The following is a 21,452-nucleotide window of genomic DNA, read 5'->3' as shown; positions in this document are numbered from 1 at the left end:
CGCCCGGCTCACGCCGGGCGGGCCCGCGGGGCGAGCCGGTGCGCCTCCACCGCGAGCGCCACCTCCACCAGGTCGCGCGGCCGTGCCAGGGAACGCGAGGTCAGCTGCTCCAGGCGGCGCAGCCGGTTGAAGACCGTGTTGCGGTGGCAGTAGAGCCGCCCCGCCGCCCGGCCCGCCGAACCCTCGCAGGCCAGCCAGGCGTCCAGCGTCTCCAACAGCACTGCCCGGTCGGCCGGTTCGAGCGCGAGGACCTCGCCGAGTACATCGGTCACCAAGTGCCCCGCCAGTTCCGGCTGGCTCACCACCAGGGCCGTCGGCATCCGCCGGTCCAGCCGTACGATGCCGGTCGCGTCCGGCGGGCAGGTGCGCAGCGCGAGCTCCGCGAGCCGCCGGGCGTGGCCGAGCTCCGCGAGGCCCCCGACCACGGGACTGATCCCGCCGGGCCCCGGACAGCGCCCGTCGAGCAGCCCGGCCAGCCCGTCGAGGCCGGTCTCCGCACCGCTCTGCGCACCCCCCTCCGCCCCGCCGAGGGCGACCACGCCGACCTCGCAGTCCGTCCGCATCCGCCAGATGAAGCGGAACCCTGCCCGCTGGATCTGCCGGTGGAAGGCCTCCCGCCCGTCGCGCCGCTCCACGCGGAGCACCACCACCGCGTACGGGCCGTGTTCGGGCAGGTCGAGCCCGGCCGCCGCACGCGCCGCGAGGCCCGGCGCCGACCGGCCCTCAAGGAGCGCGTCGAGCAGCGCCTGCAACTGCTCGTCCGTGCGCCGGCGCAGCTCCAGCTCCGTCGCGCGGTACGCGTCGGACGCCACCGCCGCCTGGGCGTCCACCGCCGACCACACCATCGTCGCCGACCGCATCAGGACCGCGAGCTTCTCGGGGTCCTTGCCCGCCGTGCCCTCCAGGAGCGAGTCCCAGACCAGATAGCCCGCGTTGCGGTACGAGTGGACCAACAGGTCAAGCGGCAGGCCCTGTTGGGCACGGCGCCGGCCAGCCTCCTCCGCGTACTCCAGGTCGCGGCGCGGCGAGGCCCGCGGCGCCGAGATCGCCTCGATGCCGATCCGGATGGCCTCCTCGGCCTCCCGCCACTGCACGTCGTACGCCAGGACCCGCCCGTACACCGGCGAGTGCTCGCCGAGCTGGCGCAGATGCTCGTCGACCAGTTCGGGCAGGCGCGGCAGGAGGGCGGTGCACGCCTCCTTGAGGAGCTTCCAGTCGTGCCCGGTACGAGGCCTTCGGGTGTGTGTGGGCCCGGTCATCGTCCCCCCCCCGTCGCCGCGCCCGGGACGTTCCCTGGACGGCGTTGCTGCGGAGGATGCCATTGGTTCGCCCGCTCCGGCAGGCCCCTGACACGCGGTGTTGTGCGCGTGCACAGCGGCGGGGCGCCACCGCTGGTCTCCCGCAGCGTTTCGTCCGCGGCCCGTGGACGGGCCCGTCCCGCGGTGCTGGGGTGAGCGCCACGCGACGGCGGACGGGCCGTGCCGGACAGCCGTGCGGGACAAGGGAGTCGATACGTGGGCGGGTTCGATGGGGGAGGCGCCGGCAAGGCCGGATCCGGCGCGCGGGGCGGGGGGCTCGTCGTGCGCGACGTGTCGGTCGGCTACGGTCCGGTGCGGGCCCTGCGCCGGGTCTCGCTCGAACTGCCCGAAGGGGCGGTCGTTGCCGTGCTCGGCGGCAACGGCGCGGGCAAGTCGACCCTGCTGCGCGCGATCTCGCGCACCCTCTCCTTCCACGGCGGCTCGCTCACCTCGGGCGACATCAGCTTCGACGGGCGGCGCACGGACTCCCTCGCGCCGGACCGGGTGGTGGCCGCCGGGATCTCCCAGGTCCCGGAGGGCAGACGGGTGTTCGCCAGGATGACGGTCACCGACAATCTGCGGGCCGGGGCGCTGGGCTCCACCGGCTCGCGCGCGGCCAAGGCGCAGGCCCTGCGGCGCGTGCACGACCTGTTCCCCGTCCTGGCCGAGCGCGGCGCGCAGCGCGCCGGACTCCTCTCCGGCGGCGAGCAGCAGATGCTCGCGGTGGGCCGGGCGCTGATGGCATCGCCGCGCCTGCTCCTCCTGGACGAACCCTCCCTGGGACTCGCCCCGTTGATGGCCGCCCGCATCGCCGACACCGTCCGGGAGATCAACGCGCAGGGCACCTCGGTGCTCCTCGTCGAGCAGAACGCCGCCCTCGCGCTGCGGCTCGCCTCCACCGCGTACGTCCTCGACGTCGGCGAGGTCGCCCTCTCGGGCCCCGCGGACGAGCTCGCCGCCTCCGACGAGGTGTGCCGCCGCTACCTCGGCGTGGTCGACGAGGACGCGGCGGCCGACGCCTCCCGCTGCCTCGGCGCACCGCCCGTCCTCGCGCGGTGGAAGGCCACGTCATGAGCGATCCCGCCGCCGTGGCCGGGCCGGACGGCCGCACGCCCGTACCGCCCCTTGAAGTGCGCGACCTGACCGTCCGCTTCGCCGGGCTCACCGCACTCGACGCCGTCAGCTTCACCGTCCGCCCCGGCACCGTGCACGCCGTCATCGGCCCCAACGGCGCGGGCAAGTCCACCTGCTTCAACGTCCTGTCCGGCGTCTACCGCGCCACGGGCGGCAGCGTCCGCTTCGGCACCCACGAGCTCACCGGCCTGCGCCCGCACCGCATCGCGGGCCTCGGGGTCGCCCGGATCTTCCAGAACCTCGCCCTGCCGCCGCGCGCCACCGTCGCCGACAGCCTGCTGCTCGGCCGCCACCGGCTCACCCGCACCGGATTCGTGGCCGCCGGGCTCCGGCTCCCCTCCGCCGCCCGCGAGGAGCGCCGCCACCGCGAACGCGTCCGCGAGATCGCCGCGTTCGTCGGCCTGGAGCGCCAACTCGACCTGCCCGCGGGCTCCCTGCCCTACGGCCAGCAGAAACTCGCCGAGCTCGCCCGCGCCCTGTGCATGGAGCCGAGGCTGCTGCTCCTGGACGAGCCCGTCGCCGGCATGACCGCCGACGAACGGCGCCGCACCGCGGCCGTCATTGCGGGGGTCCGCGACAGCCTCGGCATCTCGATCGTCCTGGTGGAACACGACATGGGGGTGGTGATGCGGCTCGCGGACGCGGTGACCGTACTCGACTTCGGACGCCGGATCGCCGACGGCCCGCCCGCGGAGGTCCAGCGCGACCCCGCGGTCGTACGCGCCTACCTGGGTGAGGAGCGACCGTGACCACGTTCACCGAACTCCTGCTCAACGGCGTCTCGTTGGGCTCCGTCTACGCCCTCATCGCCCTCGGCTTCGTCGTGATCTTCCGCGCCACCGAAGTGGTGAACTTCGCGCACGCCTCGCTGCTCCTCGCGGGCGGCTACATCACCGCCTCGCTCCACGACGACGTCGGCTTCTGGCCGGCGCTGCTCGTCGGCATCGCGGGCGCGGCGGTGGTCGGGGCCGCCGTCGAGTTCCTCGTCATGCGCCGCTACCGGGGCCACGACCACAGCGTCCTCGCCATCGTCACCATCGGGGTCGACATCCTGCTCACCACCGAACTCACCCGCCGCCTCGGCACGGACGTCCTGCCGCTCGGTGACCCGTGGGGCGACGACGTGCTCACCGTCGGTCCTGTCTCCCTCGCCCACACCCGCATCGCGGCGTTCGTCGCGGCCGCCCTCCTCATCACCGTCTTCCTGCTCGCCTTCCGCTACACCTCGTGGGGCGTGGCGACCCGGGCGGCCGCCGAGAGCCCCGAGACCGCCGCGCTGATGGGCGTACGGCTCGGCAGGGTCTCGCTCGGGGCCTGGGCGGTGGCGGGCGCGCTCGCCGCCGTGGCCGCGCTGTTCCTCACGGTCTTCCCGACACCGGGCCTGGAACGCACGACGTCCCTGGCCGCCCTGAAGGCGTTCCCCGCCGCGATCCTCGGCGGCCTCGACTCCACCACCGGCGCCCTCGTCGGCGGACTCGTGGTGGGCGTGACGGAGTCCCTCGCCACCGGCTACCAGAGTGATCTGACCTTCCTGGGGCGCGGCCTGGGCGACCTCGCGCCCTACCTCGTCATGACCGCGATCCTGCTGATCAGACCCGCGGGGCTCTTCGGCACGAAGGAGCTCGCCCGTGTCTGACACCCGCACCCGGGCCGGGCGCTCCCGCGGCCACGCCCTGGTCACGAGCGGTCGTACGTACCTGTGGGCGGCCGGAGCGGTCCTGCTCCTCGCCCTGCCGTTCTACCTCGACCGCTTCTGGCTCCAGGCGGGCCTCTTCGCGATGGCCGCAGCGATCGGCGCGATCGGCATCAACCTCCTCACCGGCGCCACGGGCCAGCTCTCCATGGGGCACGCCTTCTTCCTGGCCGTCGGGGCGTACGGGTACTGCGCCCTCGCGGGCGACGGGGAGGACGGCCTGACCGGACTCGGCCTGCCCACCTGGCTCGCCGCGGCCCTCGCGGTGGCCGTCGCCGGGCTCGCGGGCGGCCTCTTCAGCCCCATCGCGGGCCGCCTGCACGGCGCCTACCTCGGCATCGCGACGCTCGCGCTGATCTTCATCGGCCAGCACGTGCTCTTCAACGCGCACGATCTGACCGGCGGCTCCAACGGGCGTGACGTGCCGCCCCTGGACCTCTTCGGCCTCACCTTCGACGAGCACGAGGTCGTGGTCGCCGCCGTCCCGTTCGGCTCCGCCGAGAAGCTCTGGTACGCGGGCCTCGTGCTGCTCCTGGGCTGCGGCCTCTTCGCCCGCGGGGTGCTGCGGGGACGCCCCGGCCGCGCCATGAACGCGATCAGGGACCACAAGGTCGCCGCGGGCGTGATCGGCGTACCGGTGGCCCGCTACCGCGCGGGGGTCTTCGTCCTGTCGTCGATGTACGCGGGCCTCGCCGGGGTGCTGCTCGCCCTGGTCTTCCAGCGCACCGTGCCCGACTACTTCGGCATGACGCTCTCCCTGGAGTACCTCGCGATGATCGTCATCGGCGGCCTGGGTTCGGTGGCCGGGGCGGTGGCGGGCGCCGCCCTCGTCTCCCTGCTGCCCCAGCTGCTCAGCCGGTACAGCGACGCGCTGCCCCTCGTCTCCGCGCCCGGCACCGGCGGGATCTCACCGGGCGAGGCGTCCCGGTATCTGTACGGCGCCGCCGTCGTGGCGGTGGTGCTCTTCCTGCCCGGCGGCCTGGTGAGGCTCGCCGCCCGGCGCGACACGGCAAGTCCAGGCACTCCAGGGGAGGAAGCATGAACACACTGACCAGGGCCACGGCGGCCGGCACCGCTCTCGCCGCGCTGCTCGCGCTCACCGCGTGCAGCTCGAAGGCGAAGGACGACGACGGCGGGGGCGAGAGCGCGGGAGGGGTGAAGACCGGCGTCGGCGTGACGGGCAGGACCATCGACCTGGGCGTGCTCACCGACATGACCGGCGTCTACGCCACCCTCGGCAAGAGCGTCACCCAGGCCCAGCAGCTCTACGTGGACCAGGCCAACGCGGACGGCGGCATCTGCGGCCGCAAGCTGAAGCTCACCGTCCGCGACCACGGATACGACCCGCAGAAGGCCGTCGCCGTCTACACCGAGCTGGAGCCGAAGGTCCTGGGCTTCGCCCAGTTCATCGGCTCCCCGTTCGTCGCGGCCGTCAAGCAGCGCGTGGCCCGGAACAAGGGCCTGGTCCTGCCGCAGGCCTGGTCGGCGAACCTCCTGGGCAGCCCGTACGTGCGCGTGGTCGGCTCCACGTACGACCTGGAGACGATCAACGCGATCGACTTCCTGATGAAGGAGAAGGGCCTCAAGAAGGGCGACAAGCTGGGCCACGTCTACTTCGAGGGCGACTACGGAGAGAGCGCCCTCAAGGGCTCGAAGCACATGGCCGCGGAGTCCGGCCTCACGGTCGTCGAGCAGAAGATCAAGCCGACCGACAACGACATGACCGCCCAGGTGTCCGCCCTGAAGAAGGCGGGCGTCAAGGCCGTCGTGATCAGCGCGGGCCCCCGCCAGGCCGCGTCCCTGGTCGGCGTCGCCGCGGCGGGCCGCTTCGACGTCCCCGTCATCGGCAACAACTCGGCGTTCGCCCCGCAGCTCCTCGCCACCCAGTCGGGCCCCGCCCTCACGAAGAACTACTACGTGGCCTCGCCCACCCTGCCCATCGGAGCGGACACGCCCGCGGCGAAGAAGCTCGTCGCCGACTACGAGAAGGCCCACCCGGCGGACTCCCTCGACAACGGCGTCGTGGCGGGCTGGACGGCGGCGTCCGTCTTCGGCGAGGCCCTGAAGAAGGCGTGCGCGGACAAGGACCTCACGCGCGAGGGCGTGGACAAGGCCCTCCTGACCATCGACGACTTCGACGCGGGCTTCGGCGTCCCCCAGGACTTCACCGACCCGAAGGCACCCTCTTCGAAGGAGAGCGTGATCCTCCAGCCGGACAAGAAGGCAACGGGCGGCATGAGGGTGGTCCGCAAGCCGAGCACGGCGGAGGCGGCTGAAAGTTTTAGCCCGTCCGGCGATTGAGGACGAGCCCGAAGGGCGACAGAGGGTACGCAAAGGGGGCCTGAACCAGACGGTTCAGGCCCCCGGTGCCACGTACAAGCAAGCAAGCCACTACGGCAACTGAGTAGCCCGCGCCTCACGACGGTTGTCGCGGAAGTTGTTCACCCGTCGAGCCGTGGCGAAGAGGGGAATCACCGCGCCGAGGACGAGCTGGAGCGCGCAGCCGGTCTGCAGGAGCAGCTGCCCGCCCGGGGCCTCGAAGGCCCAGGCCGCGAGGAGACCCATGGCCGAGACGATCCACGCGAGCATGGCCACCGCGAGGGGGCCCCGCGGCTTCGGGTACTCGACGCGGCTGACCATGAGCCAGGCCGTGCCGATGATCGCGAGGAGCGTCGCCACGAAGGGCAGCTCCAGGAGCACGATCGAGACGACCGTCAGCGCTCCGAAGGGCGACGGCATGCCCTGGAAGGTGCCGTCCTTCACGGTCACGCAACTGAACCGCGCAAGCCTCAGCACCACCGCCAACAGCACGACGATCGCGCCGACCGCCGCCACCCGCTGGTGGGCGTCGTCGGCGACCATGCCGTAGACGAGGACGAAGTACGCCGGCGCCAGACCGAAGCTGATCAGGTCCGACAGGTTGTCCAGTTCCGCGCCCATCGGCGAGGACCGCAGCTTCCGGGCCACGAGACCGTCGAAGAGGTCGAAGACGGCCGCGCAGAGCATGAGGATCACGGCGGTCGCGGCGGAGTGCCGCGCCATGCCGCTTTCGTTGCTGCCCTGGAGGTGCGGGATGAGGATGCCCGTGGTGGTGAAGTACACCGCCATGAACCCGCACGTGGCGTTACCGAGCGTGAGGGTGTCCGCTATCGAGAGGCGGAGTGAAAGAGGCATCTCCTCGTCGGCCTCGTCCTCCACCGCCTCGGGCACCCAGCCCGCTTGTGTTTCAGGATCAACCACGGTCAATGCGAGTCACCCCAGCCACGGTCTTCTGACCGACCTCGACGTCCACCTCGACACCCTCGGGGAGGTAGATGTCGACGCGCGAGCCGAAGCGGATCAGACCGATCCGCTCGCCCTGCTCCACCTTCGAGCCCTGCGGCACATACGGCACGATGCGCCGTGCGACAGCGCCCGCGATCTGGATCATCTCGATGTCGCCGAGCTCGGTGTCGAAGTGCCAGACAACACGTTCGTTGTTCTCGCTCTCCTTGTTGAACGCCGGGACGAACCCGCCGGGGATGTGCTCCACGGACGTCACGGTGCCCGCGAGGGGCGCACGGTTGACGTGGACGTTCAGCGGGCTCATGAAGATGGCGACGCGGGTACGCCCGTCCTTCCACGGCATGATGCTCTGCACCACGCCGTCGGCGGGGGAGATGACCCGGCCCTGAGCGATCTCGCGCTCGGGGTCGCGGAAGAACCACAGCATGCCCGCCGCCAGAGCGGTGGCGGGTACGGCGACGGCCGCGGCGCCCTTGGAGCGACGCGCGCGGGCGAGACTGAGTGCCGCGGTTGCGACGGTCGGCAGGAGCCACGGCGATGCTCCGCGAGCAAGGCGTCCCTGAAGAATGCCGTCGCGTGGTGCAGAGGTTTGGCTGTGGGGCATGGATGACCTTCGTAGCGGATGATGCCGCGCAGTGAACGGGGGGACGGCGGCTTTTTCCGGATGCTATCGGTTGCGAGCCACAACTGGGCAAGCCAGGAAGCCGAGTCGGCGGCCGAAGAGTGTTGACAGGGTGTGATCTTCTTCTCGGCGAAAACCGATCAAACCGGGCATCTAGCCCTGGAATCGATACTCTTCGAGTAGACGTCGGCCAATGATCATTTTCTGGATCTCGGCGGTACCTTCACCGATGAGCAGCATCGGGGCCTCCCGGTACAGGCGCTCGATCTCGTACTCCTTCGAAAAGCCGTAACCGCCGTGGATCCGGAACGCATCCTCCACGACTTCCTTGCAGTACTCGGAGGCGAGGTACTTCGCCATCCCTGCTTCGAGGTCGTTTCGTTCCCCGGAGTCCTTTTTGCGCGCTGCATTCACCATCATCGCATGGGCGGCCTCGACCTTGGTAGCCATCTCGGCCAACTTGAACTGAATCGCCTGGTGCTGCGCGATCGCCTTGCCGAAAGTATGGCGTTGCTGGGCATATGAGACACCCAGCTCGAACGCACGCTGAGCGACACCGCAGCCACGCGCCGCGACATTGACGCGGCCGACCTCGACGCCGTCCATCATTTGGTAAAAACCTCGGCCGGTGACCCCGCCGAGCACACGATTGGCCGGAATTCGCAGGCCGTCCATGATGAGTTCGGTCGTGTCGACGCCCTTGTAACCCATCTTGTCGATCTTGCCGGGGATGGTGAGGCCGGGCCTGACCTCTCCGAAGCCGGGCTCTTTCTCGACAAGGAACGTCGTCATCGACTTGTGCGGCGCCGTGCCCTCGGGGTGTCCTTCGTCACTCCGGCACAGGACGGCCACCAGAGTCGACGTCCCGCCGTTGGTCAGCCACATCTTCTGACCGCCCAGAACGTACTCGTCGCCGTCCTTCACGCCCTTCGACGTGATCGCCGACACATCGGAGCCGAGCCCCGGCTCCGACATCGAGAACGCGCCGCGCACCTCGCCGGCCGCCATCCGCGGCAGGAAGGTCTCCTTCTGCTCCTGCGTGCCGTGCTGCTTGAGCATGTAGGCGACGATGAAGTGGGTGTTGATGATGCCGGAGACCGACATCCAGCCACGCGCTATCTCCTCGACGCACAGCGCGTACGTGAGCAACGACTCGCCCAGGCCGCCGTACTCCTCCGGGATCATGAGCCCGAAGAGGCCCAGTTCCTTGAGGCCGTCCACGATCTGCTGCGGGTACTCGTCACGGTGCTCCAGCTCCGTGGCGACCGGAATGATCTCCTTGTCGACGAAGTCCCGGACGGTGGACAGGATCTCCCGCTGGATGTCGGTGAGACCTGCGGTCTGCGCGAGTCGGCTCATGGCTTCACTTCTCCTGGGACTTGAGCTCCGGGCGGCCGGGCTGTTCGCCGCCGCGCTCCTTGATGTACGTCTCGGTGGGCACCATCACCTTGCGGCGGAACACGCAGACCAGCGTGCCGTCCTGCTTGTAGCCCCTGGTCTCCACGTAGACGATCCCGCGGTCGGACTTGGACTTCGACGGGGTCTTGTCCAGGACCGTGGTCTCGCCGTAGATCGTGTCACCGTGGAAGGTCGGCGCCACGTGCTTGAGCGACTCGACCTCCAGGTTGGCGATGGCCTTGCCGGAGACGTCCGGGACGGACATGCCGAGCAGCAGCGAGTAGATGTAGTTGCCCACGACGACGTTCTTCCCGAAGTCCGTCGTCTGCTCCGCATAGTTGGTGTCCATGTGGAGCGGGTGGTGGTTCATGGTGAGCAGACAGAAGAGGTGGTCGTCGTACTCGGTGACCGTCTTTCCGGGCCAGTGCTTGTACACGGCGCCGACGTCGAACTCTTCGTAGGTGCGGCCGAACTGCATGATGTCTTACGCCTCCGGGGCCTCGAACTTGGACGTGCGCTGCATGCCCGCCGCACGGCCCTTCCCGGAGATGACGAGCGCCATCTTCCGGCTCGCCTCGTCGATCATCTCGTCGCCGAGCATCGCCGAGCCCTTCTTGCCGCCCGCCTCGGACGTGTAGTACTCGTACGCGTCCAGGATCAGTTCGGCGTGGTCGAAGTCCTCCTGCGAGGGCGAGAAGACCTCGTTGGCGGCCTCGACCTGGCCGGGGTGCAGGACCCACTTGCCGTCGAAGCCGAGCGCCGCGGCGCGGTTCGCGACCTCGCGGTAGCCGTCGACGTTCTTGATCTGGAGGTAGGGGCCGTCGATCGCCTGGAGGTTGTTGGCGCGGGCCGCCATCAGGATCTTCATCAGGATGAAGTGGTAGGCGTCCGCCGGGTAGCCGGGCGGCTGCTCGCCGACGACCAGGGACTTCATGTTGATGGACGCCATGAAGTCGGCCGGGCCGAAGATGATCGTCTCGACGCGCGGGGAGGCCTCGGCGATGGCGTTGACGTTGTTGAGGCCCCGCGCGTTCTCGATCTGCGCCTCGATGCCGATCTTGCCGGCCTCGAAGCCCATCGTCTTCTCGATCTGGGTGAGCAGCAGGTCGAGCGCGACGACCTGCTCGGCCGTCTGGACCTTCGGCAGCATGATGCAGTCGAGGTTCTGGCCCGCGCCCTCGACGACCGTGACGACGTCGCGGTACGTCCACTCGGTCGTCCAGTCGTTGACGCGCACGACCCGCGTCTTGCCCGTCCAGTCGCCCTCGTTGAGGAACTTGACGATGGTGTGCCGCGCCTCAGGCTTGGCGAGCGGCGCGCAGGCGTCCTCCAGGTCGAGGAAGACCTGGTCGGCGGCCAGGCCCTGGGCCTTCTCCAGGAAGCGCGGATTCGAACCCGGTACCGCGAGGCAGGAGCGGCGCGGACGCAGACGGTTCACGGGCTGGGTCATGCGGGGACCTCCAGAGGGTCGAGCTTGTTCGCTTTCCGGATCTCGTCGACGATACGGCCGATGATCTCGGTGATGCCGAAGTCCTTGGGCGTGAACACGGCGGCCACTCCCGCCGCCTTCAGGTCCTCGGCGTCGCTGTTGGGGATGATGCCGCCGGCGATGACGGGGATGTCGGGCGCGCCGGCCTCCCGGAGCCGCACGAGGACGTCGGGCACGAGCTCCGCGTGCGAGCCGGAGAGGATCGACAGGCCCACCGCGTGCACGTCCTCGGCGAGCGCCGCGTCGACGATCTGCTCGGGCGTGAGGCGGATGCCCTGGTAGACCACTTCGAAGCCGGCGTCCCTGGCGCGCACGGCGATCTGCTCGGCGCCGTTGGAGTGCCCGTCGAGGCCGGGCTTGCCGACCAGGAAGCGGAGCCTGCCGCCGCCGAGGTCCTCGGCGGTCCTGGCCACCTTCTCGCGGACGAGCGCGAGGGGCGAGCCCTCCTCCGCTGCGACGGCCACCGGAGCGCTGGAGACGCCCGTGGGCGCCCGGAACTCCCCGAAGACCTCCCGCAGGGCCCCCGACCACTCGCCGGTCGTCACACCGGCGCGTGCGCACTCCAGAGTGGCCTCCATGAGGTTGCCCGTGCCTGCGGCCACCTCCTTGAGCCGCTCCAGGGCCTTGCAGGGGCGCGGGTGGTTGAACGGCGGCTGGTAGCGGGTGTCGCGCCAGTGCTTGATGGCCCGCACGGTGCGTGCCTCGCCGGCCGGGTCGACCGTCATGATCGCCGCGTCCAGGTCGGCGGTGAGCGGGCTCGGCTCGGTCGACTCGTAGGAGTTCACGCCCACGATCTTCTCCTCGCCGGACTCGATGCGCGCCCGGCGCTCGGCGTGCGAGGAGACGAGCTGCGACTTGAGGTAGCCGGACTCGACGGCGGCCATCGCGCCGCCCATCTCCTCGATCCGGTCCATCTCGGTCAGAGACTCCTTGACGAGCTCCTCGACCTTGGTCTCGATCACGTGCGAGCCCGCGAAGATGTCCTCGTACTCCAGGAGGTCGCTCTCGTGCGCGAGCACCTGCTGGATGCGCAGCGACCACTGCTGGTCCCAGGGCCGGGGCAGGCCGAGGGCCTCGTTCCAGGCCGGCAGCTGCACGGCACGCGCGCGTGCGTCCTTGGAGAGGGTGACGGCCAGCATCTCCAGGACGATGCGCTGGACGTTGTTCTCCGGCTGGGCCTCCGTCAGACCCAGCGAGTTGACCTGTACGCCGTAGCGGAACCGGCGGTGTTTCGGGTTCTCGATGCCGTACCGCTCGCGCGTGACCTGATCCCAGATCCGCCCGAACGCCCGCATCTTGCACATCTCCTCGATGAAGCGGACACCCGCGTTCACGAAGAAGGAGATGCGGGCCACGACGTCCCCGAACTTCTCCTCGGGGACCTGCCCTGAGTCGCGTACGGCATCGAGAACCGCGACGGCGGTGGACATCGCGTACGCGATCTCCTGGACCGGTGTGGCCCCCGCCTCCTGGAGGTGGTAGCTGCAGATGTTGATGGGGTTCCACTTGGGGAGGTGGGCCACCGTGTACGTGATCATGTCGGTGGTCAGGCGCAGCGACGGGCCCGGCGGGAAGACGTGCGTCCCGCGCGAGAGGTACTCCTTGACGATGTCGTTCTGCGTCGTCCCCTGGAGCTGGGTGATGTCCGCACCCTGCTCCTCCGCGACCACCTGGTAGAGCGCCAGGAGCCACATGGCGGTGGCGTTGATCGTCATCGAGGTGTTCATCTGCTCCAGGGGGATGTCCTGGAACAGCCGCCGCATGTCACCGAGGTGCGAGACCGGTACGCCGACCCGGCCCACCTCGCCGCGGGCGAGGATGTGGTCGGGGTCGTAGCCGGTCTGCGTGGGCAGGTCGAAGGCGACCGAGAGTCCTGTCTGCCCCTTGGCGAGGTTGCGCCGGTACAGCTCGTTGGACGCCTCCGCCGTGGAGTGACCGGCGTAGGTCCGCATCAGCCACGGCCGGTCCTTCTGGCGCTCTGTCATGTTCCGCTGCTCCTCAGTGGGTTCAGACGTTGCGGAAGCGGTTGATCGCGTCGATGTGCTTGGCGCGCATCTCGGGGTCGCGCACACCCAGGCCCTCTTCGGGCGCGAGGGCGAGGACGCCGACCTTGCCCTGGTGGAGGTTGCGGTGGACGTCGTAGGCGGCCTGGCCGGTGTCCTCCAGGCGGTACGTCTTGGAGAGCGTCGGGTGGATCTTGCCCTTGGCGATCAGGCGGTTGGCCTCCCACGCCTCGCGGTAGTTGGCGAAGTGCGAGCCGATGATGCGCTTCAGGGACATCCACAGGTAGCGGTTGTCGTACTCGTGCATGTAGCCCGAGGTCGAGGCGCAGGTGGTGATCGTGCCGCCCTTGCGGGTGACGTAGACCGAGGCGCCGAAGGTCTCGCGGCCGGGGTGCTCGAAGACGATGTCGATGTCCTCGCCGCCGGTGAGCTCGCGGATGCGCTTGCCGAAGCGCTTCCACTCCTTCGGGTCCTGCGTGCGCTCGTCCTTCCAGAACTTGTAGTCCTCGGCGTTGCGGTCGATGATCGCGTCGGCGCCCATGGCGCGGCAGATCTCCGCCTTCTGGGGGCTGCTCACCACACAGACGGGGTTGGCGCCGCCCGCCAGCGCGAACTGCGTGGCGTAGCTGCCGAGTCCGCCGCTCGCGCCCCAGATGAGCACGTTGTCGCCCTGCTTCATGCCGGCGCCGTTGCGGGAGACGAGCTGGCGGTAGGCGGTGGAGTTCACCAGGCCCGGCGAAGCCGCCTCCTCCCAGCTGAGGTGACCCGGCTTCGGCATCAGCTGGTTGGACTTGACGAGCGCGATCTCGGCGAGGCCGCCGAAGTTGGTCTCGAAGCCCCAGATGCGCTGCTCGGGGTCGAGCATCGTGTCGTTGTGTCCGTCGGAGGACTCCAGCTCGACGCTGAGGCAGTGCGCGACGACCTCGTCGCCCGGGTTCCAGGCGTTCACGCCGGGGCCGGTGCGCAGCACGACGCCCGCCAGGTCGGAGCCGATGATGTGGTGCGGCAGGTCGTGGCGCTTGGTGAGCTCGCTGAGCCTGCCGTACCGCTCCAGGAAGCTGAACGTGGACACGGGCTCGAAGATCGAGGTCCACACGGAGTTGTAGTTGACCGAGGAGGCCATGACGGCCACCAGGGCCTCACCGGGGCCGAGTTCGGGGATCGGCACGTCGTCCAGGTGGAGCGACTTGCGCGGGTCCTTGTCGCGGGTCTCAAGGCCCGCGAACATCTCCGCCTCGTCCTTGTGCACGGTGATCGCGCGGTACGAGTCGGGCAGGGGGAGAGCGGCGAAGTCGGCGGACGTGACCGCGGCGGAGCCGCTCGCGGTCGCGGTCTGGGCCTGAATCGCGTCCAGGATTTCCTTCACGGTTTTGCCTCCGGCGAAGAAGCGTCCGAGGGGAACGCTCTTGAGGGTTGCGTCGGGTGCTGAAGTTGCGGTGGAGGGTGTGCCGTCGGTTCGGCGAAGGGTGGTGCTCGGCGACGCCTTGGTGGGGCGTGGGAGGTGCCTGTGACGCAGGCGTCCGGGCGCACAAGCCGTGGCTTGCGGGGACAGCCGGCGTACGCGAGATCTCTGCACGCCGGCCGCCCGGACACCATCAACGTATGGCACCGCGTGCCAACGGGCAAGACACTGGGTGCCATTAATTTTTGACCGATGATCGATCAGTGCAGGTCAGAGGGGGTAAGGGCGCGGCGAAGGGGGCGCTACCGGCTGGTAGCGCCCCCTGGAATGGCACAGTCAAAACGGGACAAATGGGTGACTATGAATACCCGCGAAGTGCTCTACGCATGCTCGCGCAGCGCCTTCTCGATGGTCCGCATGACCTCGTCGAGAGGCGCGTCCGTGCGCGCCACCGTGACCAGGACCTCACCCTGTGCCGAGGCCGTCGCCGCGGCCGCGGCGGGCAGGGTGTCGCGGCCCGCGCCGATGCCGCTGCCGAACGTGCGGCGGACGATCGCGAAGGCGTGGTCCAGCTGAGTCTCCACGTCGCCCTGGCCACCGGCCCGCAGCCAGCGCCGCAGGACGTGGTTGTGGGCGGTGACGACGGCGGAGGCGGCGACCTCGGCAAGCAGTGGGTCGTCGTTGCCGTCGTGGTGCGCCTGCTCGTCGAAGTGGCCCAGGAGATAGCGGGTGAACAGCCGCTCGTAGCGGGCCACCGAGGCGATCTCGCGCTCGCGGAGCGTGGGGACCTCGCGGGTGAGGCGGTAGCGCTCCACGGAGACCGCGGGCGATGCCGCGTACATCTTCATGACTTCCTTGATGCCCCGGCACACCGTGTCCAGCGGGTGCTCGTGCGGCGGCGCGGCGTTGAGCACCGCCTCCGCCCGGATCAGGGTGTCGTCGTGGTCCGGGAAGATCGCCTCTTCCTTGGAGCGGAAGTGCCGGAAGAAGGTCCGGCGGGCGACGCCCGCGGCGGCGGCGATCTCGTCGACCGTCGTCGCCTCGTACCCCTTGGACGCGAAGAGTTCCATGGCCGCGGCCGCCAGCTCCCGGCGCATCTTGAGCCGTTGGGCGGCGGCACGGCTGCCCGCGGCGCTTTCCGGAGCGTCGGGGCTTGCGGTGCGTGAGGATTTGGCGGCCTTGGACATGCCATGAACGTACTGCATGTGCGCGGCGAGGTGCTCCTGAGGGACGGGGCTGCCCGAGGGCCCGAGCAGCCCGCCCCAGTCCGTCCGATCCGCCAGGTGCCCCTCGGCCGGCTCAGCGCCGGGCATATTCGCGGAAGCCACGACCCGTCTTGCGGCCGAGGCAGCCCGCGGCCACCAGGTGCTCAAGCAGCGGCGCCGGAGCCAGGCCCGGGTCGCGGAACTCGCGGTGCAGGACCTTCTCGATCGCCAGTGAGACGTCCAGGCCGACGACGTCAAGGAGCTCGAAGGGGCCCATGGGGTAGCCGCCGCCGAGCTTCATCGCGGCGTCGATGTCGTCCAGCGTGGCGTAGTGCTGTTCCACCATCTTGATCGCGTTGTTGAGGTAGGGGAACAGCAGCGCGTTCACGATGAACCCCGCGCGGTCGCCGCAGTCCACCGGGTGCTTGCGGATCTTCGCGCAGACCTCGCGGACGGTGGCGTGCACGTCGTCCGCGGTCACCACGGTGCGGACCACCTCGACCAGCTTCATCGCCGGGGCCGGGTTGAAGAAGTGCATGCCGATCACGTCGCGCGGCCGCGAGGTGGCGCGGGCGCAGGCGACGACCGGCAGCGAGGACGTCGTGGTGGCCAGAATCGCGCCGGGCTTGCAGATCTTGTCGAGCACCGCGAAGAGCTGCCGCTTGATCTCCAGGTCCTCGGCGACGGCCTCCAGGGCCAGATCGACGTCGGCGAACGCCTCGTACGACCCGGCCGGGGTGATCCGCTCCAGCGTCAGCGCCGCGGCCTCGGCCGTCATCCTGCCCTTGTCGACGGAGCGCAGCAGGGACGTGCCGATCCGGGACTTGGCCGTCTCGGCCTTCTCCTGCGAGCGGGCGGCGAGGACCACGTCGAAGCCGGCCTTGGCGAAGACCTCCGCGATGCCGGACGCCATCGTGCCGGAGCCAGCGACCCCCACCGAGCGGACCGTGCGCCCCGGCCCGCGGACCTCGTCCTCCGGCGGCGTCAGCGCGTCGCGGACCACCTCGGTGCTGCCCGGGGCGGCGTACGTGTAGAAGCCGCGGCCCGCCTTGCGCCCGGTCAGCCCCGCCTCGCTGAGCTGCTTGAGGATCGGCGCGGGCGCGTGCAGGCGGTCGTGCGACTCCGCGTACATGGCGTCGAGGACGGTGCGGGCGGTGTCCACGCCGATCAGGTCGAGCAGCGTGAGCGGGCCCATCGGCAGTCCGCAGCCCAGCTTCATCGCGGCGTCGATGTCCTCGCGCGATGCGTACTTCGCCTCGTACATCGCGGCGGCCTGGTTCAGGTAGCCGAAGAGCAGCCCGTCGGCGACGAAGCCGGGCCGGTCGCCGACCGCGACGGGCTCCTTGCCCAGGGCGTACGCGAGCTCGGTGACGGCGGTGACGGCGGCGGGCGCGGTCAGCACGGACGAGACGATCTCGACGAGCTTCATCGCCGGGGCCGGGTTGAAGAAGTGCAGCCCCAACACCCGCTCGGGGCGCGCCGATTCGGCGGCCAGACGGGTCACGGACAGCGCGTTGGTGCCGGTCGCGATGATCGTCTCGGGGCGCACGACGGTGTCGAGCTCACGGACGACCTGCTGCTTGATCTCGTACGACTCCGGGACGACCTCGACGACCAGGTCCGCGTCGGCCGCGGCCCGCAGGTCGGTGAAGGTGCGGAAGCGGGCGAGGATGCCGCGGCGCTCCTCCTCGGTGAGGCGCTCCCGGCGCACGGCGCGGGCGGTCGAGGCCTCCAGGGACTCGACCGCGCGGGCGGCCGCCGCCTGGCTGATGTCGATGCCGATGACCTCGCGGCCCGCACGGGCCAGGACCTCGGTGATGCCGGTGCCCATCGTGCCCAGGCCGATGACGGCGACGGTGTTCAGGGGAGTGTCCATGCGTGGACTCCAGGAAGAGAGTGACGACTGAGGGGCGCGCGCGGGTACGGCGACTGCCGTACGGCGGGCGGGAGGTGGCGTGTCGTGTCCGGGCGGCGCGCAGGGCACGCCCGGTGAGAAGTCGACCGGCCCTGTCCCGGAGCCGCGTCGTACTGAGGTACCTGAAGTACCGAACCGACCAGACACTCACGGTGGCTGCGTCACCAGGCCACCGCGAGAAAGGAACTGCTACGGGGAGTGTGCCCCGCTCACATGAGACTAACCGGCGAGTAACGAGCGCGCCAGCCCGCGATGTTCTCCGATGTCTGTGATCTACATCGCGGCCACCCACAAGGCTTAGGCTCTCGCCATGGATGAGGAGTTGCGGACGGTGACGGAACGCTTACGGGCCGAGGCGGGCGGATCGCGGGAGTACGAGAGGCTGGTCGCCACCGGTGACGTCGATGAGCTCGCCGAGGCGCTCGTCTCGCCCGGGCAGCCCCTGTGGGCCCGGGAGTTGGTGGCGGTCAGGCTCGGCGTCGCGGGGGACCGCAGGGCCTTCGAGTCGCTCGTCCTCCTCCTCAACCACCGGGACCCGCCGCGGTGCGCCGCCGCGGCCTACGCCCTGGCGCGGCTCGGCGACCCGCGCACGGCACGCGCGGCGGCCGCCCTCGCGACGAACGAGCTCCGGATCGCCTACGCGCTCCACCCCGTGCGCCTGCTGACCGAGCTGCGCGCCCCCGAGTCGGCGCCCGCGCTCATCGCCACGCTGCAGCGCAGACTGGCCCCGCACGACCCCTACGGCAAGATCGCCCTGGCGTGCGTGGAGGGGCTCGGCGCGTTGGGCGACGGCCGGGCCCGCCCGGTCCTGATGGCCGCACGCGGCCACCCCCGCCTCGCGGCCGCGGCCTCGGCGGCGCTGGCCCGGCTGCCGGAGTGACCGGAGCGACGTGCGGGCGGGGCGGGCGGGGCGGGCTCAGGTGAGGTCGCGGCTGTAGCGGAGCGCGGTGCCGCTCCGCACGGGCCGCACCCGGTCCGCCGCCACTACTCCGCCACCACCGTGAACACCTCTGTCTCCATCAGGAACGGGACCGGCCAACGCCCCCACCTGCACCGCTGAGGACGCGGGGAGCCGCTGCGGGGCAGTCGGCTCATGCCCCCATGGTGGACCACGGGTGTGACAACGCCCCGCGCCGCGTCCCCGACGTGCCCTTCCCGGCCTTCGCGGGCTTCGGGTCCGGCAGCGCGTCGCACACCGCGTCGACCTCGCCGTCGCCCTCCGGCGCCTTGCCGTTCGCCAGGTACGCGGCCAAGTGCCGGTCCAGGCAGGCGTTTCCGCTCAGGGTGACGCCGTGGTTGCCGCCGCCCTGCTCGACCACCAGACGGGAGCCGCGCAGCTTCTGGTGCAGGGCGATGGCGCCGTCGTACGGAGTGGCGGGGTCGTCGGTCGCCTGGAACAGCAGGACCGGCGGCAGTTCGGAGTTGGCGGTGTCCGGCGCGCTCAGGTGGTGCGTCGGCCAGAACGCGCACGGGGCGTTGTACCAGGCGTTGTTCCAGGTGGAGAACGGCGCCTTCGCGTGCGCCGCGTCGTTGTCGTCGCGCCACGTGCCCCAGTCGCGCGGCCACTGCGCGTCCCGGCACTGCACGGCCGTGTAGACGCTGTAGCTGTTCTCGCCCGCGGCGTCCACGGCGCCGAACCTCTCGTACGCCTTGACGAGCGGAGCGGTCTTCCCGCCCTTCGCGTACGCGGCGAACGCCTCGGCCAGGGGCGGCCAGTAGCCGTTGAAGTAGCCGCCGGGAATGTAGGTGTCCTCCAGCTCCGCGCCGCCCACCTTCTTGCCCGCGGGCTTCTTGGTGACCGCGTCCCGCATCGCGTACCACTTGGCCTCGACCGCGGCGGGGTCCTTGCCCAGTTTGTACGTCGCGTCGTGCCGGGCGATCCAGGCCATGAACGCCTTGTGGCGGGCGTCGAAGGCGTAGTCCTGGCGGAGGTTGTCGTCGTACCAGATGCCCGTGGGGTCGACGAGGGAGTCCAGGGCCATGCGGCGCACCCGGTGCGGATAGAGCTTTCCGTAGAGGGCGCCCAGGTAGGTGCCGTACGAGTAGGCGTAGTAGTTGACGCGCTTCGCGCCGAGGGCCGCGCGGATGGCGTCCATGTCCTGGACCACGCTCACCGTGTCGATGAACGGCAGGATGTCCCCGTACTTCGAAGAGCACGCCTGCCCGAACTTCCGTGCCCTGTCGAGGTTGGCGTGCTCCAGGGCGGGCGTGGTGGGGACGGTGGCGGGGCGCACGGGGGAGAAGTGCCCGGGGCGGCAGTTGAGGGCGGGCTTGCTCTTGCCCACGCCCCGGGGATCGAAGCCGATCACGTCGTACTGCGCCGCCACCTTCTTCGGGAGTTTCCTGGCGACGAACCCCGCCATGCTCAGCCCGCTGCCACCCGGCCCGCCGGGGTTCACCAGGAGCGGCCCCTGGAAGGTCTTCGCGGTGTGCGGGACGCGCGAGAGGGCGATGGTGAGCTGTCTGCCGCCCGGGTCCTGGTGGTCGAGCGGGACCTTCAACGACGCGCACTGGAGCGTCGGGCTGTTCTTGGTGGCGCACTTCTTCCACGGGAGCGGGGGGTGTGCGCGCGTGTACGGGGCCGGGGCGGTGTACGAGGTGGCCGGGGCGCCCGTTGCGGGTGGCACCGCTGTGACCATTCCCGCCGCCACGGCGGCGACTGAGCAGAGTACGACGGTGCGCTTTTTCATCCGGCCTCCCAGAGCGATGGGTTCGGGCCCGGCAGGCCGCGAACCTTGGCGCATGCTCCCGGAAACCGCGTCTGGAAGGGGCTGGTCCGGCGGGAAATGACCCGAAAGGGGGCACGCCGCCTCAGAGCAGCGTGAGCTGCGTGGGGCCGGCCGCGGACTCCGCCGCCTCGGGGGCGGGTATCCGCCGGGCCGCCCTCGCGCGCGTGGGGCCGATGCCGAACTCCTCGGCCAGCTCGTGCACGTGACGGGTGATGCGGCGTTGGTACCACTTCGGGGCGTATGCCCCTTCCGCGTAAAGCCGTTCGTACCGTCGCACCAGGTGCGGGTGGTGCTGCCCGAGCCAGGCCATGAACCATTCGCGCGCGCCCGGCCGCAGATGCAGGACCAGCGGGGTCACCGAGGTGGCGCCGGAGGCGGCGACCGCCCGCACCGTGGCGCGCAACTGGTCGGGGTGGTCGCCGAGGAACGGGATGACGGGCGCCATCAGGACGCCGCAGCCGATGCCGTGTCCGGTCAGGGTGCGGACGACGTCGAGACGCCGCTCCGGAGCGGGCGTGCCCGGTTCGACGGTGCGCCACAGCTCCTGGTCGGTGAAGCCCACGGACACGGAGATCCCGACGTCCGTCACCGCGGCCGCCTGCCGGAGCAGGTCGAGGTCGCGCAGGATCAGCGTGCCCTTCGTCAGGATCGAGAAGGGGTTCGCGTGGTCGCGCAGTGCCTCGATGATCCCCGGCATCAGGCGGTAGCGGCCCTCCGCGCGCTGGTAGCAGTCCACGTTCGTGCCCATGGCGATGTGGTCGCCGTGCCAGCGCGGCGAGGCGAGGCGGCGCCGCAGCAGCTCGGCGGCGTTGACCTTGACGACGATCTGGCTGTCGAACCCGAGACCGGTGTCCAGGTCCAGATAGCTGTGGGTCTTGCGCGCGAAACAGTAGACGCACGCGTGCGTGCACCCCCGGTAGGGGTTGACCGTCCATTCGAACGGCATGCGGGACGCGCCCGGCACGCGGTTCACGATCGACCTGGCCCGGACCTCGTGAAAGGTGATCCCCCTGAACTCAGGGGTGTCGAAAGTCCTGGTGGTCACCGCGTCCGCGCCGAACAGCGCGGCGTCGACGGTCCCCGGACGTGGCTCGTCGGAGAGGTTCTCCCAACGCATGACGCCTCCTCGGTAGCACTGACCACAGAATAGAACACATGTTCCCTTGATCGTGCGAGTCGGGTTCCGGGGGCTAGGACCCTAGTGGCGGCCGCCCTCGCCGCACCGGGCGTCACCGTGGCCCACGCCGACGCTGTCGCGGAGAGCCCGGCGCAGGGCGAC

Annotated in this window: 18 protein-coding genes; 6 read left to right on the top strand and 12 right to left on the bottom strand. The window is 70.5% G+C overall.

Going from position 1 to position 21,452, the window contains the following annotated elements; all coding sequences use genetic code 11:
- Positions 1-8: 8 nt before the first annotated feature.
- Positions 9-1,259, bottom strand: coding sequence for a PucR family transcriptional regulator (locus tag ACFVYL_RS02370; RefSeq protein ID WP_389712395.1), 1,251 nt, complete (start codon positions 1,257-1,259; stop codon positions 9-11).
- A gap of 321 nt (positions 1,260-1,580) precedes the next feature.
- Here ACFVYL_RS02370 and ACFVYL_RS02365 point away from each other — a divergent pair, with 321 nt between their 5' ends.
- From ACFVYL_RS02365 to ACFVYL_RS02345, 5 genes are read left to right on the top strand one after another with little or no spacing between them, the layout of a single operon-like run.
- A complete protein-coding gene (locus ACFVYL_RS02365; protein WP_389712458.1) occupies positions 1,581-2,372 on the top strand; it encodes an ABC transporter ATP-binding protein in 792 nt (263 codons plus the stop codon).
- Positions 2,369-3,181, top strand: a complete 813-nt coding sequence (locus ACFVYL_RS02360; RefSeq protein ID WP_389712394.1) for an ABC transporter ATP-binding protein — start codon at positions 2,369-2,371, stop codon at positions 3,179-3,181. Before ACFVYL_RS02365 ends, ACFVYL_RS02360 begins: the two co-directional genes overlap by 4 nt.
- Positions 3,178-4,068 (top strand): branched-chain amino acid ABC transporter permease, encoded by an 891-nt coding sequence (locus tag ACFVYL_RS02355; protein WP_389712393.1) that lies wholly within the window; start codon positions 3,178-3,180, stop codon positions 4,066-4,068. Before ACFVYL_RS02360 ends, ACFVYL_RS02355 begins: the two co-directional genes overlap by 4 nt.
- Positions 4,061-5,167, top strand: coding sequence for a branched-chain amino acid ABC transporter permease (locus ACFVYL_RS02350; RefSeq protein ID WP_389712392.1), 1,107 nt, complete (start codon positions 4,061-4,063; stop codon positions 5,165-5,167). Before ACFVYL_RS02355 ends, ACFVYL_RS02350 begins: the two co-directional genes overlap by 8 nt.
- Positions 5,164-6,426 carry an ABC transporter substrate-binding protein gene (locus tag ACFVYL_RS02345; RefSeq protein WP_389712391.1) on the top strand — a complete coding sequence of 421 codons (1,263 nt, stop codon included), beginning with the start codon at positions 5,164-5,166 and terminating at the stop codon, positions 6,424-6,426. Before ACFVYL_RS02350 ends, ACFVYL_RS02345 begins: the two co-directional genes overlap by 4 nt.
- Before the next feature lie 90 nt (positions 6,427-6,516).
- Here ACFVYL_RS02345 and pssA read toward each other — a convergent pair whose 3' ends face one another.
- The 9 genes from pssA to ACFVYL_RS02300 all read right to left on the bottom strand — a co-directional run bounded on the left by pssA (position 6,517) and on the right by ACFVYL_RS02300 (position 17,405).
- Entirely contained in the window at positions 6,517-7,371 is an 855-nt protein-coding gene (gene pssA / locus ACFVYL_RS02340) for a CDP-diacylglycerol--serine O-phosphatidyltransferase (protein ID WP_361731473.1), read from the bottom strand.
- Positions 7,358-8,014: a phosphatidylserine decarboxylase gene (locus ACFVYL_RS02335; RefSeq protein WP_055555195.1), complete on the bottom strand. Its 657-nt coding sequence runs from the start codon at positions 8,012-8,014 to the stop codon at positions 7,358-7,360. Before ACFVYL_RS02335 ends, pssA begins: the two co-directional genes overlap by 14 nt.
- Positions 8,015-8,185: 171 nt before the next feature.
- Complete coding sequence (locus ACFVYL_RS02330; RefSeq protein ID WP_389712390.1) at positions 8,186-9,391, bottom strand: acyl-CoA dehydrogenase family protein; 1,206 nt, start codon at positions 9,389-9,391, stop codon at positions 8,186-8,188.
- A 4-nt stretch (positions 9,392-9,395) separates the two neighbouring features.
- Positions 9,396-9,908: a MaoC family dehydratase gene (locus ACFVYL_RS02325; RefSeq protein WP_389712389.1), complete on the bottom strand. Its 513-nt coding sequence runs from the start codon at positions 9,906-9,908 to the stop codon at positions 9,396-9,398.
- Between the two features lie 6 nt (positions 9,909-9,914).
- Positions 9,915-10,880 carry an HpcH/HpaI aldolase/citrate lyase family protein gene (locus ACFVYL_RS02320; RefSeq protein ID WP_389712388.1) on the bottom strand — a complete coding sequence of 322 codons (966 nt, stop codon included), beginning with the start codon at positions 10,878-10,880 and terminating at the stop codon, positions 9,915-9,917.
- Entirely contained in the window at positions 10,877-12,904 is a 2,028-nt protein-coding gene (locus ACFVYL_RS02315; RefSeq protein ID WP_389712387.1) for a protein meaA, read from the bottom strand. Before ACFVYL_RS02315 ends, ACFVYL_RS02320 begins: the two co-directional genes overlap by 4 nt.
- A 22-nt stretch (positions 12,905-12,926) precedes the next feature.
- Positions 12,927-14,288: a crotonyl-CoA carboxylase/reductase gene (ccrA, locus tag ACFVYL_RS02310; protein WP_389712386.1), complete on the bottom strand. Its 1,362-nt coding sequence runs from the start codon at positions 14,286-14,288 to the stop codon at positions 12,927-12,929.
- A gap of 416 nt (positions 14,289-14,704) precedes the next feature.
- Positions 14,705-15,529, bottom strand: a complete 825-nt coding sequence (locus ACFVYL_RS02305) for a TetR family transcriptional regulator (RefSeq protein WP_389712457.1) — start codon at positions 15,527-15,529, stop codon at positions 14,705-14,707.
- 94 nt (positions 15,530-15,623) lie between these two features.
- The gene (locus ACFVYL_RS02300; RefSeq protein WP_389712385.1) at positions 15,624-17,405 is read right to left on the bottom strand and encodes a 3-hydroxyacyl-CoA dehydrogenase family protein; all 1,782 of its coding nucleotides are present in this window, start codon (positions 17,403-17,405) and stop codon (positions 15,624-15,626) included.
- A gap of 349 nt (positions 17,406-17,754) precedes the next feature.
- Here ACFVYL_RS02300 and ACFVYL_RS02295 point away from each other — a divergent pair, with 349 nt between their 5' ends.
- Complete coding sequence (locus ACFVYL_RS02295) at positions 17,755-18,324, top strand: adenylosuccinate lyase (protein WP_389712384.1); 570 nt, start codon at positions 17,755-17,757, stop codon at positions 18,322-18,324.
- 211 nt (positions 18,325-18,535) lie between these two features.
- Here ACFVYL_RS02295 and ACFVYL_RS02290 read toward each other — a convergent pair whose 3' ends face one another.
- Entirely contained in the window at positions 18,536-20,134 is a 1,599-nt protein-coding gene (locus ACFVYL_RS02290) for an alpha/beta hydrolase (protein ID WP_389712383.1), read from the bottom strand.
- A gap of 121 nt (positions 20,135-20,255) precedes the next feature.
- The gene (locus ACFVYL_RS02285) at positions 20,256-21,290 is read right to left on the bottom strand and encodes an Rv2578c family radical SAM protein (RefSeq protein WP_389712382.1); all 1,035 of its coding nucleotides are present in this window, start codon (positions 21,288-21,290) and stop codon (positions 20,256-20,258) included.
- Positions 21,291-21,452: the final 162 nt, after the last annotated feature.

The organism is Streptomyces sp. NPDC058308 (assembly GCF_042880275.1).
In the GTDB taxonomy this organism is placed as follows: domain Bacteria; phylum Actinomycetota; class Actinomycetes; order Streptomycetales; family Streptomycetaceae; genus Streptomyces.
The sequence above is the reverse complement of the archived record's forward strand: the minus strand, read 5'-3'. Positions and strand labels throughout refer to the sequence as shown.

Excerpts from the sequence above, each read along its gene's own strand:
- ACFVYL_RS02370 (WP_389712395.1), bottom strand. The coding sequence starts at position 1,259 with ATGACCGGGCCCACACACACCCGAAGGCCTCGTACCGGGCACGACTGG.
- ACFVYL_RS02360 (WP_389712394.1), top strand. The coding sequence starts at position 2,369 with ATGAGCGATCCCGCCGCCGTGGCCGGGCCGGACGGCCGCACGCCCGTA.
- ACFVYL_RS02345 (WP_389712391.1), top strand. The coding sequence starts at position 5,164 with ATGAACACACTGACCAGGGCCACGGCGGCCGGCACCGCTCTCGCCGCG.
- ACFVYL_RS02335 (WP_055555195.1), bottom strand. The coding sequence starts at position 8,014 with ATGCCCCACAGCCAAACCTCTGCACCACGCGACGGCATTCTTCAGGGA.
- ACFVYL_RS02330 (WP_389712390.1), bottom strand. The coding sequence starts at position 9,391 with ATGAGCCGACTCGCGCAGACCGCAGGTCTCACCGACATCCAGCGGGAG.
- ACFVYL_RS02325 (WP_389712389.1), bottom strand. The coding sequence starts at position 9,908 with ATGCAGTTCGGCCGCACCTACGAAGAGTTCGACGTCGGCGCCGTGTAC.
- ACFVYL_RS02320 (WP_389712388.1), bottom strand. The coding sequence starts at position 10,880 with ATGACCCAGCCCGTGAACCGTCTGCGTCCGCGCCGCTCCTGCCTCGCG.
- ACFVYL_RS02315 (WP_389712387.1), bottom strand. The coding sequence starts at position 12,904 with ATGACAGAGCGCCAGAAGGACCGGCCGTGGCTGATGCGGACCTACGCC.
- ACFVYL_RS02305 (WP_389712457.1), bottom strand. The coding sequence starts at position 15,529 with ATGCAGTACGTTCATGGCATGTCCAAGGCCGCCAAATCCTCACGCACC.
- ACFVYL_RS02300 (WP_389712385.1), bottom strand. The coding sequence starts at position 17,405 with ATGGACACTCCCCTGAACACCGTCGCCGTCATCGGCCTGGGCACGATG.
- ACFVYL_RS02295 (WP_389712384.1), top strand. The coding sequence starts at position 17,755 with ATGGATGAGGAGTTGCGGACGGTGACGGAACGCTTACGGGCCGAGGCG.
- ACFVYL_RS02290 (WP_389712383.1), bottom strand. The coding sequence starts at position 20,134 with ATGAAAAAGCGCACCGTCGTACTCTGCTCAGTCGCCGCCGTGGCGGCG.
- ACFVYL_RS02285 (WP_389712382.1), bottom strand. The coding sequence starts at position 21,290 with ATGCGTTGGGAGAACCTCTCCGACGAGCCACGTCCGGGGACCGTCGAC.